Below are 11,809 nucleotides of genomic sequence, written 5' to 3'. Positions count from 1 at the left end.
ACCACCTGGTGATATTCGTCGCCCTGCCGTTGAGACGGTCGCGAAGTTACCGTGTCCGCATGGACGACTGGACTCCGCGGACCCGCGCGATCGCGGCGGGCCGGCCGCACGGCCCTGGCGAGCCGCTGACCACGCCGATCGTTGCCACGAGCACCTTTGAGGCCGGCGGCGACGCGGTGTACGCGCGCTCCGACGGGACGGCTACCTGGGCTGCCTTCGAGGAGGTTGTCGGGTCGCTCGAGGGCGGCACTGCGGTCGCCTTCGCGTCCGGCGTCGCCACGTTGTCTGCGGTGCTGGATTCGCTGCCGGTCGGGTCGACGGTTGCTGTTCCGTCGTTCAGTTACGCCGTCACGCGCGGAGCGTTGAAGCACGCACAGCAGGTCGGTCGGCTCACGGTCACCGAATTGGAGCCGACGGACACGCAGGCGTGGCTCGACTGCGACGCCGATCTGCTGTGGCTCGAATCGCCGACCAACCCGACGCTCGACGTGATGGACATCGAGACGATCGCGCGCGGTACGAGGGGACGCGTAGTCGTCGACAACACCTTCGCGACTTCACTGCATCAGCAACCACTGTCGCTTGGCGCGGACATCGTGGTGCACAGCGCGACAAAGCTCATTGGCGGACACAGCGACCTTCTGCTCGGCGTCGCGGTCGCAGCCGAGCAGACCCTTGTGGACGAACTGCGCGCGGCGCGGACTCGGGTCGGTGCGACACCGGGTGCGCTCGAAACGTGGCTCGCGTTGCGCGGTTTGCGGACGCTTCCGGTGCGCCTCGCCGAGCAAACTCGTACCGCGGAGTTGCTGGTGTCCCGGTTGGCGGAACACCCGGCGGTAACAAAGGTCCGCTACCCGGGTTTCGGAATGATGGTGGCGTTCGAAGTCGCCGACGCCGACGCTGCCGACAAGGTATGCGCGAGCGTCCGGTTGATCCGGCCGGCGACGAGTCTCGGCGGGGTGGAAAGCCTGATGGAACGGCGTGCCTGGCTGCCCGGCGAGGAACGCGTGCCGCCGGGATTGATCCGGTTTTCCGTCGGATTGGAAGACCCGGAAGACCTGTGGCGGGATTTGCTGACCGCGCTCGGTTGATTTACGCCATTTCCTCACGAACCCTGTCCGGGTTGCCTGGCAAGTGTTACGGTATGGGCACGGCGGGCCGGAAACTCGGCAATCGGGCGGAATCATCGCTACCGGAAAGCAGTTCGTTACCGCTTTCCGCGGTGTTATTAATCACCAGCTAAAGGGTTACCCATATCGGCTGAAACCCCGGCAGGATCAGCGGGCGCGGTGGGGGTCATCGCGCCTTTCCTCAGAGGGGTAATCACCTTGAAGAAGACCCTGGGCAGACTCGCGGGCGCTGTGCTCGCGAGCGCCCTGATCAGCCTTGCCGTCGTGCCCGCCGCGAACGCGGATCCCGTGACGGATACTTCCTCCTCGGCTCCGGCCGACGCGGGCGAGTCGACTCCTCCCTCCGAGTCTCCGGCCAGCGAGACCACGCCGCCTGTTTCCTCCCCGGCGACCTCTGCTCCGGCGACGGAGACCGGCACGCCGACGGAGACCAGCGCGCCGACCGAGACCGGTAACCCGACCGAGACGGGCAAGCCGACCGAGACCGGCCAGCCGACTGACACCAGCAAGCCCACCACGCCGACCACGACCTCCTCGGAGACTCCTCCGGAGGAGCCGCCGTACGTGGACGACATCGCTTACGGCGTGGACCTCGACGGCAACGACGGCGTCTTCGTGATCGCGTGCGCCGCCGGCGAGCCGACGAACGTGCACTCCAAGGACTTCGACCTCGTCGAGGGCCCGTACCAGTTCGAGGACGACGGCCGCTACTGGGGCTGGACGGTCAAGCGCCATGAGGGCGTCTCGTTCGACAACGGCATCGTCTACGCGTCCTGGACCTGCGGCACCAAGCCGACCGACGGCGGGCACGTTCCCCCGGCCGGCGGCGCGGGCGCGGGCTCCGCTGGCACCACCGGCGGACACGGTGACTCGCAGGTGAAGTACGCGCCGAAGCACGGCATCGAGACCGGCTTCGGGGGCATGGCCGCCTGATGACCAGGAAGTACGGGCAGGGCGTCGCTCTCGCGGGCGCTCTGCTCCTCTCCCTCTCGCTGAGCGCGTGCGGTTCGGACGCCCCGGCGGCGCCCGCCGCGCAGGCCCCGGCCAGTGCGGCGGTCCCGGTGACCAAGCCGTTCACCGGACTGCGGCCGACGTCGGTCGAGATCCCGAAGATCGGCGCGAAATCGTCGCTGATCACCGTCCTGCCGAACAAGGACGGCCAGATTTCGGTGCCTTCGGTGAAGAACCCGATGCAGGCCGCGTGGTACCGGCTTTCGCCGGTGCCGGGCGACGTGGGCCCGGCGATCGTGCTCGGGCACGTCGACGGCAACCACCAACCGGGCATCTTCTACAAGCTCAAGGACGTGAACCCGGGCGACGAGGTCGACATCGAACGCAGCGACGGCAAGAAGCTGAAGTTCGTGGTGGACCACAAGGAACAGGTCCCCAAGGACACGTTCCCGACGCAGGCCGTCTTCGGCAACACGGACAAGCCGCAGCTGCGCCTCATCACCTGCGGCGGCGTGTTCGACCACGCCGAGCACAGCTACAAGGACAACATCGTGGTGTACGCGAACCTGGTCTCCTGACTCAGGTCAGCAGCGGGGTGAGCAGCGTTCGCTGTTCCTTCGGCACGTATTCCGCGTAATTGTCATACAGCGCTTGCCGCGCCAACCGCGCCGCCGACTCCCCGTCGGCGGCGCGGATCGCGTTGAGCACCTCTTCGTGGTGCCGCAGCCACGAGCGCATCAGCGTGCCGCGGTCGTTGGCGTGGCTGAGTTTGTCCTCGATCAATTCCAGCACGACGCCGCGGACGACTTCGCCGCTCACCACCAGCAGCGGATTTCGTGACACTCGGGCAATGACGTCGTGGAACGCGACGTCCGCGCGGCTGAATTCGGCGTATCCGTCCGCCGCCGCCATTCCTTCCAACGCGACGTCGAGCGCGGTCAAATCCTCGACGGTGCGCAGTTCGGCGGCCAGCAGGTGCGACGAACCGTCCAGCACCATCCGGAATTGCAGCAGCTCCGCCAGTCCGACGTGTTCCGCCCGCGCCAGCCGGTGCATCGACCGCTGCAGCGCGCCCGGCGAAGCGGCCAGCACCTCGGGCCCGCGCGGATCGCCTGGTCGCGACCGGATCAGCTCGGCGGCCTGCAGCACTCGCAGCGCCTCGCGCACGGTCGAGCGGCCGACGCCGAACTGCGTCATCAGCTCCCGTTCCCCGGGGAGCCGTTCGCCGGGTTTGAGGCGGCCGCTCACCACGGCCTCCTCGATCTGCTCGACGATCCGCTCGTAGGCGCGGACCGGAGCCACCGGTTCGAACTTCATCTTGACCTCGGTGTCTGCCGGATGCGAGTCTGCTCGAAGGTTACTGGTCAGACCAGTGTACTGAGCAGGAGGCGGAATGAAAGCCCGGAGCACCGCGGCGGCACTCGCGCTGCTGCTCGTGACGTCCGGTTGCTCGGCAGGTTCCAGCGCGAGTGTTTCCCCAGGTCCGGACACGCTTTCCGTCGGATACACGGCGGAACCGGCGAACTTCGACTTCACCCGGTCCGATGGCGTGGCTATCCCGCAGGCGCTGCTCTACAACGTCTACGAGGGCCTGGTGAAGCTCGATCCGCAGGGCCGGATCGTGCCGCTGCTCGCGAAGTCCTGGACGATCAGCCCGGACCGCAAGACGTACGACTTCCAGTTGCAGCAGGGCGTCAAGTTCAGCAACGGAGCGCCGTTCACCGCGTCCGACGTGCAGTTTTCGCTGATGCGGGTGAAGACCGACTGGACAATCTCGCTCAAATCGGCGATGGACGTCGTGGACCACGTCGAGGTCGTCGCGCCGGATCACGCTCGGGTGGTGCTGTCGAAACCCAGCAACGGCTGGCTGTTCAGCCTCACCAGCAGGCTCGGCGCGATGTTCAGCCCGACCGGCGTCGCGGATCTGGCGAACCATCCGGTCGGCACCGGACCGTACGAGGTGGCGTCGCGCCGGCGCGGGGATTCCATTGTGCTGCGGGAGAATCCGCGGTACTGGGGCCGGAAACCGGCGTATCGCACGGTCGTGCTCAAGTACTTCGCCGATCCGACCGCGCTCAACAACGCCTTGCTGTCCAACGGGATCGACGTGATCTCCAATCTCACGTCGGCCGATTCGATCCCGCAGTTCCAGGGCGACGACCGGTTCACCGTCCAGCAGGGCACGACGAACAGCGAGGTCACGCTGGCGTTCAACGGCCGCCGCGCGCCGTTGAACGACGTGCGCGTCCGTCGCGCGCTCACCTACGCCATCGACCGGAAAGCCGTGCTGGACCTGGTTTTCAATGGTCGCGGCACGCTCATCGGCAGTATGGTCCCGCCCACCGACCCGTGGTACGAGGACCTGTCGAAGGTCTATTCCTACGACCCGGCGAAGGCGAAGCAGCTGCTCGCCGAGGCCGGGGTACACGATCTCAAACTGCGGCTGCGGATTCCGAACCTGCCGTACGCGGTGTCGGCGGCGCAGGTGGTGCAATCACAGCTGGCGGACGTCGGGGTCACCGCGACGATCGAGCCGCTCGATTTCCCGGCGGTGTGGCTCAAGCAGGTCTTCACCGACCACGACTACGACCTCTCGATCATCCAGCACGTCGAAGCCCGCGACATCTCGACGTTCGGAAAACCCAAGTACTACTGGGGCTACGACAGCAAACGCGTGCAACAGCTGCTCGCCGCGGCGGACAGCGGTACGCCGCAGGAGCAGGTGGCGGACATGAAAGAGGTCGCGCGGCAGATCAACACCGACGCGGCCGCGGACTGGCTGTTCCTGTTCCCGAACGTCGTGGTCGCCAAGAAGAAGGTGACCGGACTCGCGCGGAACCAGGTCAGCGAATCCTTCGACCTGACCGGGGTGAGGCCGGCATGACCGCGCGTGTGCTGCGGCGGGTCGCCGTGTTCGCGGTGAGCCTGTTCGTGGCGTCCATTGTGGTGTTCCTGTTCATGGCCGTGCTGCCGGGCGATCCCGCGCAGGTCGCGCTCGGCGTCAACGCGACTCCGGAGCTGCTCGCGAAGACCCGCGCCGAATTCGGCATCGACCGGCCGCTGGTCGAGCAGTACCTGAGCTGGATGGGCGGGGTCCTGCACGGCGATTTCGGCCGGTCGTACGTCACGCGGGAGGCGATCAGCCCGCAGCTGCTGGACCGGCTCGGCGTCACGTTGTGGCTGGTCGGCGCGGGAATGCTTGTCGCGCTGGTGATCGCTCTGCCCGTCGGCGCGTTCGCCGCGGTGCGGCACCGGAAAGCCAGCGGCGTCGCGGTTTCCGGACTGTCGCAGGTCGGCGTGGCGATCCCGGCGTTCCTCGCGGGCATCATCCTGGTGCAGATTTTCGCCGTGCAACTGCGCTGGCTGCCGAGCGGCGGATGGACGCCACCGGACCAGAACGTGGGCGAGTTCCTGCGCGGACTGATCCTCCCGGCGTTGTCGCTCGGGCTGGTGCAGGGGGCGGTGCTCACGCGCTACGTCCGCTCCGCGGTGCTCGACACGCTCGGCCAGGACTACCTCCGCACCGCCAGGTCCAAGGGTCTTTTGCCTGGTCAGGCACTGTTCCGGCACGGGTTGCGCAACGCGTCCGTCCCGGTGGTCACCGTGCTTGGCCTGCAGCTGACGACGCTGCTGATCGGCGCGGTCGTGGTGGAGCGCGTGTTCGTCCTGCCCGGGCTCGGCAGCATGCTGCTGGACGCGGTGGCACGGCGCGATCTGCTGACCGTGCAAGGGATCGTGCTGGTGCTGGTGGCCGGAGTGCTGCTGGTGAACTTCGTGGTCGACGTGCTCTATGCGGTGCTCGACCCGAGACTGCGGGGGTCCTGATGCGCCGCAACGGAAATCTCCTGCTCGGCGGGATTCTGGTCGCGCTGGTCGTGGTGGCCGCGTTGGTGTCGTTCGTCTGGACGCCGTACAACCCGGTGCAGGTCAACGCGCCGGACCGGCTGCTCGGCTTCTCCGCGCAGCACCTGTTCGGAACCGACAAATTCGGCCGTGACGTCTTCAGCCAGATCCTCGTCGGCGCGCGGACCACGCTGTACGTCGGTGTGGTCGCGGTTGGCATCGCGGCGGTGATCGGCACGCCGCTGGGCGTGCTGGCGGCGATGGCCCCGCGGTGGCTCGGCGAGTTCGTGATGCGGGTGAACGACCTGGTGCTCGCGTTTCCCGCACTGCTGCTGGCGATCATGTTCGGCGCGGTGTTCGGCGCGGACACGCTCACCGCGATGGTCGCCATCGGCATCGCGACCATCCCGTCGTTCGCCCGGATCGCCCGGTCCGGATCGCTGCAGGTGATGAGCAGCGAGTACGTGCTGGCCGCGCGGGCAGGCGGACGGTCGCGGTCGCGGATCGCCTGGTCGCACGTGCTGCCGAACATCGGCGGGCTGCTGATCGTGCAGGCGTCGGTGTCGTTCGCGATCGCCGTGCTGGCCGAGGCGGCGCTGTCGTTTCTTGGCTTCGGCACACGGCCGCCGACGCCGTCGTGGGGCCGGATGTTGCAGGAATCGCAGGAACTCCTCACCGCGCATCCGCGGCTCGCGCTCGTCCCCGGCGTCGCGATCGCGTTGGCGGTGCTCGGGTTCAACCTTCTCGGCGACGGTCTGCGGGACCGTCTCGACCCCCGATTGGCGGCGCGGGTATGACGCTGACGGTGGAAAATCTGCAGGTCGCGGACCTGGTGCGCGGGATCTCGTTCGAGCTGGGCGCGGGCGAGCGGGTCGGGTTGATCGGTGAATCCGGGTCCGGGAAATCGCTCACCGCGCTGTCCGTACTGGGCCTGCTGCCGGAAGAACTGTCGGCCACCGGTTCGGTGCGGCTGGACGGTCGGGAGCTGCTCGGTGCGTCCGAAAAGGAGCTCTCTCGGTTGCGCGGCAACGAGATGGCGATGGTGTTCCAGGAGCCGATGACGGCGCTGAACCCGGCGATGCGTGTCGGGCGGCAGGTCACCGAGCCGTTCCGGGTGCACGGCCGGCGCGGGCGTCCGGCGGAGGAACTGCTGGCCGCGGTCGGGTTGCCAGGCGTCGCGCGGGCGTATCCGCATCAGCTGTCCGGCGGGCAGCGGCAGCGGGTGGTGCTGGCGATCGCGCTGGCCAACGATCCGGCGCTGCTGATCTGCGACGAACCGACGACCGCGCTGGACGTCACCGTGCAGGCGCAGATCCTGTCGCTGATCAGGGAGCGGCTGTCGGCGGAGAGTTCGCTGCTGTTCATCACGCACGACCTGGCGGTGGTGGCGCAGATGTGCGACCGGGTGCTGGTGATGCTCGACGGGTCCATTGTGGAGCATGGCTCGACTCGTGAGGTGCTGACCGCGCCGAAGCACGCTTACACCCAGCGGTTGCTGGCGGCTTCCGATCTGGAGGGCGCGCGATGATCTCCGTACGGGACTTGGAGCGGCGGTACAAGCGGCGGGACGTGCATGCCTTGCGGGGCGTGAGTTTCGACGTTTCCGCTGGTGAGCGGTTCGGGATCGTCGGCGAATCCGGCTCCGGGAAGTCCACGTTGGTGCGCCTGCTCGCCGCGTTGGACCGGCCGACCGCGGGCACGGTGTCGTTCCAGGGGCAGCGGATCGACTCGTTGCCCGAACGGAAGCTGCGGTTCCTGCGCCGCGAAATGCAGATCGTGTTCCAGGACCCGATGGGCTCGCTCGACCCGCGGATGCGCGTGCGGGACATCGTGTCCGAACCGCTCGGCCGCCGGTCGCCGGAGCGTGTCGCCGAATTGCTGACCGCGGTCGGGCTGCCCGAGGACGCGGCGATGCGGTACCCGCACCAGTTCTCCGGCGGGCAACGGCAGCGGATCTCCATCGCCCGCGCGCTCGCGCCGAACCCGAGCGTGCTGATCGCGGACGAACCGGTGAGCGCGCTGGACGTTTCGGTGCGCGCGCAGATCCTGGATCTGCTGGCCCGGCTGGTCGACGAGTTCTCGTTGACGCTGATTTTCGTCTCGCACGACCTCGGCGTGGTACGGCACGTGTGCGACCGCGTCGCGGTGATGCGGCGCGGGGAGATCGTGGAGATCGGTCCGGTCGACCAGGTCTACGCCGCGCCGGAGCACGAGTACACCCGGGAACTGCTGGCCGCCGCGCCGAATCTGCGGACCGAGCTGGCTCGGTTGAAGGGAGAAACGGATGCCTGACTACCCGGAAGGCCTGCCGATTGGTCCCGACTGGGTGTCCACAGTGGATACCGCGGACGTGGTGTTTCCCTATGACGGCAGTGTGATCGGCACCGCTCCGGTCGGCACGGCGGCGCTGGCTTCGCGTGCTGTTGACGAGGCGGTGGCAGTGGCACGCGAGGTCGCTTCGCTGCCTTCGCGGACTCGCCGGGCGCTGCTGAACGACGTGGCTTCGGCGATCCGTCAGCGTCGGGCGGAGTTTACGCAGCTGCTCGTGCTGGAGACCGGAAAACCGCTGGTCGATTGCCAGGTGGAGGTCGCGCGGACGATCGTCACTTGGGAAGCGGCGGCCGAGGAAGTGTCGCGGTTGCACGGCGAAACCGTGCCGCTTGACCTGCTGCCGTCCGGCGACGGACTGGTCGGGTTCTGGAAGCGCAAGCCAATCGGCGTGGTCGTCGGGATCGCCGGGTTCAACTACCCGCTGCTGCTGGCGTCGCACAAAATCGCCCCGGCGATCGCGGCCGGCTGCCCGGTGGTGGTGAAGCCGGCGCCGCAAACCCCGTTGGCGACGCTGTGGTTGGTGCACCTGGTCCGCTCGCTGACCGACCTGCCCGCGATGGTCCAGCTGGTCACCGGAGACGCTGCCGTGGGATCGGCGCTGGTCACGGACCGGCGGATCGGCGCGGTGTCCTTCACCGGCTCGGCCGCCGTCGGCCACCAGATCGCCCGCGACGCCGCGCCGACGAAGACCCTGCTGGAACTGGGATCGAACGCGGCACTGGTCGTCGCCGAGGACGCCGACCTCGACGCTGCCGCCGACGCCGTGCTGCGCGGCGGGTTCTACGCGTCCGGACAGGCTTGTATTTCCGTACAACGGGTGCTGGCGGTGTCGTCCGTGGCGGCGGAGTTCACCGACAAGGTGCTCGCGCGGCTCGGCGAAGTGACCGTTGGTGATCCGCGCTCGCCGGAAACCCGGGTGTCGGCGTTGATCGATGAACGCTCGACCGCGCGGGTCGCCGAGTGGGTCGACAAAGCGGTCGCGGCCGGTGCTCGGCTCTTGGCCGGCGGTTCGGTGCGCGACGGCGTGCTCGAGCCGACGGTGCTCGCCGACGTCCCGGACGGCGTCGAATGCTGGGACGAGGAGATCTTCGGTCCGGTCGTCTGCCTGCGCACAGTGTCCGATGTGGACGAAGCATTCGCCGCGGTCAACGCGTCGCGGTACGGCTTGCACGCGAGCGTGTACAGCCGCTCGCTGAAGACCGCCTTCCGCGCGCTGGACGAGTTGGAGGTCGGCGGGGTAGTGGTGAACGAGGTGCCGGGTTTCCGGTCCGACACGATGCCGTACGGCGGGGTCAAGGACTCCGGGATCGGCCGCGAGGGGCCGCGATTCGCCGTGGAAGAACTGACCGTGACCAGAATGGCGGTGCTGCGCCCGTGAACTACGCCGGACTGTTCCGAATGGACGGTCGCCGAGCCGTCGTGCTCGGCGCGGGCAGCGGAATCGGCCGCGAGGCCGCCCGGGCGCTGGACGCGCACGGTGCGTCGGTGATCTGCGCGGACCGTGACGTCGCGGCCGCGCGGGAGACTGGTGTCGGCGAGGCGTACGAGATCGACCTGCTCGCCCCCGGTGCCATCACGGCTGCCGCCACTGAACTGGGTCCGCTCGACGCTGTCGTGCTGACCGCAGCCACCAACGTCCGGAAACGCTTGCTGGACTACACGCGCGAAGAGTTCGACCGCGTGGTGGAGTTGAACCTGGGCGTCGCCTTCGAGGTGCTTCGCGCGTTCGGCGCACCGATGGTCGCGCAGGGCCGGGGAAGCATCATCGGCTTCTCCTCGATCCGCGGCACCACCGTCGAACCCGGACAAGGCCCGTACGCAGCGACGAAGGGCGGCTTAGTGCAGCTCTTCCGCACTGCTGCCGCTGAGTTCGGACCGTCCGGCGTACGCGTCAACGCCATCGCCCCCGGCGTTGTCGAGACACCACTGACCGCACAGATCAAAGCGCGCCCCGACTGGTACGACGCCTACGCCCAGAAGGGCGCCCTCGGCCGCTGGGCGCGCGCGGACGAACTTGCCGGTGCCATCGTGTACCTCGCTTCGGACGCTTCAACCTTCGTCACCGGCTCAGTCCTGGCCGTTGACGGCGGCTGGACCGCAGTCGACGGCCGCTTTGACCCACCCGCTTCGTGAATCGGAGGTTCCGCGATGACCGAATTGGCCGACCTGACCGCTAACGAACTGGTAGCCGGGTACCGTGCGCGAACGTTCTCGCCCGTCGAAGTCACCGAAGCCGTCCTCGCGCGCATCGACGCTCGCGAACCCGAACTTCGCGCCCTGTACGCGTACGACGCTGCTTCCGCGCGCGAAGCAGCGAAAGCCTCCGAAGCACGCTGGCACGCCGGTGAACCCGCCGGCCCCATCGACGGTGTCCCTCTGACGCTGAAGGAGAACATCGCCTCCGTAGGCGTTCCCACGCCCCTCGGCACCGCCGCCACGCCCCTAACGCCTGCTACGGCCGACGCCCCCGCTGCGGCGCGCGTACGCGAGTCAGGTGCAGTACTGCTGGCGAAGACGACCATGCCCGACTACGGCATGCTCACCTCGGGTCTTTCAAGCTTCCACGCTGCTTCGCGCAACCCCTGGGACCTCACGCGCACGCCCGGCGGCTCCAGCGCCGGTGCCGCCTCCGCAGCCGCCGCGGGCTACGGTCCGCTGCACGTGGGCACCGACATCGGCGGCTCAATCCGCCTCCCCGCCGGTTGGTGCGGATTAGTCGGCCTGAAACCCAGCTTCGGCCGCGTACCAGTCGACCCGCCCTTCCTTGGCCGCGTCGTCGGCCCGCTGACCAGGACCGTCGCCGATACCGCGCTGCTGATGAGCGTCCTTGCCCAGCCCGATTCGCGGGATCACCTCAGCCTGCCGCCAGCTTCCATCGACTGGCTTTCCCTGACCGGCTCCCTGTCCGGCTTGCGCGTCGGCCTGCACCTGGACCCCGGTGTCGGCCTCCCCGTCACCCCCGCCGTCGCCAGCGCGGTCACTGCCGCCGCCGAGCTGTTCTCCAACGCTGGCGCGGTCGTAGAGCCCGTCGCTCCGTTCTTGACCCGAGAACACCTGAACGGCCTGGACACCTTCTGGCGAGTCCGCGCCTGGTCGGACATGGCCGCGCTCTCGGAAGAGCGGCGCGAACAAGTCTTGCCGTACATCGCGGAATGGGCCGCCGGGGGAGCGGATGCGTCCGGTGTGGACACTTACCGCGGTTTCGCCGCCATCGATGCGATCAGCGTGGCAGCCCTGCGCGCGACCGAACCGTACGACGTGGTCCTCTCGCCGACCTGCCCCGTCCTGCCGCCGCCCGCGGACTGGCCATCCCCGACAAACGACCCGACGCGGCCGTTCGAGCACATCGCTTTCACCGTGCCGTACAACATGTCCGGGCAACCCGCGGTGTCCGTGAACTGTGGCTATACGCCGGAGGGCCTGCCGATCGGCCTGCAGATCGCGGGGCGTCGGTTCGCGGATCTGGACGTGCTGAGGGTGGCGGCGGAGTTCGAGAAGCTGCGCGGGGAACAGCGCCCGTGGCCGGTCAACTGAGCGGGTCGCCTCGCCCTGAG

12 protein-coding genes are annotated in these 11,809 nt (G+C 68.4%); 11 read left to right on the top strand and 1 reads right to left on the bottom strand.

Features of this window, described 5'->3' with window-relative positions:
- Positions 1-59 precede the first annotated feature (59 nt).
- The 3 genes from ATK30_RS18475 (at position 60) to ATK30_RS18465 (ending at position 2,659) form a co-directional block, all read left to right on the top strand.
- On the top strand, positions 60-1,091 hold the full coding sequence (locus ATK30_RS18475) for a trans-sulfuration enzyme family protein (RefSeq protein ID WP_101436645.1): 1,032 nt from the start codon (positions 60-62) through the stop codon (positions 1,089-1,091).
- A gap of 237 nt (positions 1,092-1,328) precedes the next feature.
- On the top strand, positions 1,329-2,063 hold the full coding sequence (locus ATK30_RS18470) for a hypothetical protein (protein WP_101440921.1): 735 nt from the start codon (positions 1,329-1,331) through the stop codon (positions 2,061-2,063).
- Positions 2,063-2,659, top strand: coding sequence for a class F sortase (locus tag ATK30_RS18465; protein ID WP_101436644.1), 597 nt, complete (start codon positions 2,063-2,065; stop codon positions 2,657-2,659). Before ATK30_RS18470 ends, ATK30_RS18465 begins: the two co-directional genes overlap by 1 nt.
- Position 2,660: 1 nt before the next feature.
- Here the strand turns inward: ATK30_RS18465 and ATK30_RS18460 are convergent, their stop codons facing one another.
- Positions 2,661-3,398 (bottom strand): FadR/GntR family transcriptional regulator, encoded by a 738-nt coding sequence (locus ATK30_RS18460; RefSeq protein ID WP_101436643.1) that lies wholly within the window; start codon positions 3,396-3,398, stop codon positions 2,661-2,663.
- A 76-nt stretch (positions 3,399-3,474) separates the two neighbouring features.
- Here ATK30_RS18460 and ATK30_RS18455 point away from each other — a divergent pair, with 76 nt between their 5' ends.
- The 8 genes from ATK30_RS18455 to ATK30_RS18420 are packed head-to-tail and all read left to right on the top strand — an operon-like array spanning position 3,475 to position 11,789.
- A complete protein-coding gene (locus tag ATK30_RS18455; protein ID WP_101436642.1) occupies positions 3,475-4,965 on the top strand; it encodes an ABC transporter substrate-binding protein in 1,491 nt (496 codons plus the stop codon).
- Complete coding sequence (locus tag ATK30_RS18450) at positions 4,962-5,906, top strand: ABC transporter permease (protein WP_101436641.1); 945 nt, start codon at positions 4,962-4,964, stop codon at positions 5,904-5,906. Before ATK30_RS18455 ends, ATK30_RS18450 begins: the two co-directional genes overlap by 4 nt.
- Positions 5,906-6,721, top strand: a complete 816-nt coding sequence (locus ATK30_RS18445) for an ABC transporter permease (RefSeq protein WP_167441946.1) — start codon at positions 5,906-5,908, stop codon at positions 6,719-6,721. The genes ATK30_RS18450 and ATK30_RS18445 overlap by 1 nt, the downstream gene beginning before the upstream one ends.
- Complete coding sequence (locus ATK30_RS18440) at positions 6,718-7,452, top strand: ABC transporter ATP-binding protein (RefSeq protein WP_101436640.1); 735 nt, start codon at positions 6,718-6,720, stop codon at positions 7,450-7,452. The genes ATK30_RS18445 and ATK30_RS18440 overlap by 4 nt, the downstream gene beginning before the upstream one ends.
- Positions 7,449-8,216: an ATP-binding cassette domain-containing protein gene (locus ATK30_RS18435; RefSeq protein WP_101436639.1), complete on the top strand. Its 768-nt coding sequence runs from the start codon at positions 7,449-7,451 to the stop codon at positions 8,214-8,216. Before ATK30_RS18440 ends, ATK30_RS18435 begins: the two co-directional genes overlap by 4 nt.
- Complete coding sequence (locus ATK30_RS18430; protein WP_101436638.1) at positions 8,209-9,633, top strand: aldehyde dehydrogenase family protein; 1,425 nt, start codon at positions 8,209-8,211, stop codon at positions 9,631-9,633. The genes ATK30_RS18435 and ATK30_RS18430 overlap by 8 nt, the downstream gene beginning before the upstream one ends.
- A complete protein-coding gene (locus tag ATK30_RS18425) occupies positions 9,630-10,388 on the top strand; it encodes an SDR family NAD(P)-dependent oxidoreductase (RefSeq protein WP_101436637.1) in 759 nt (252 codons plus the stop codon). Before ATK30_RS18430 ends, ATK30_RS18425 begins: the two co-directional genes overlap by 4 nt.
- 15 nt (positions 10,389-10,403) lie before the next feature.
- Positions 10,404-11,789: an amidase gene (locus tag ATK30_RS18420; protein ID WP_101436636.1), complete on the top strand. Its 1,386-nt coding sequence runs from the start codon at positions 10,404-10,406 to the stop codon at positions 11,787-11,789.
- Positions 11,790-11,809: the final 20 nt, after the last annotated feature.

The organism is Amycolatopsis echigonensis, assembly GCF_002846615.1.
Lineage (GTDB): Bacteria > Actinomycetota > Actinomycetes > Mycobacteriales > Pseudonocardiaceae > Amycolatopsis > Amycolatopsis echigonensis.
Note: the sequence above shows the minus strand (reverse complement) of the source record. Positions and strands in the feature narration are given on the sequence as shown.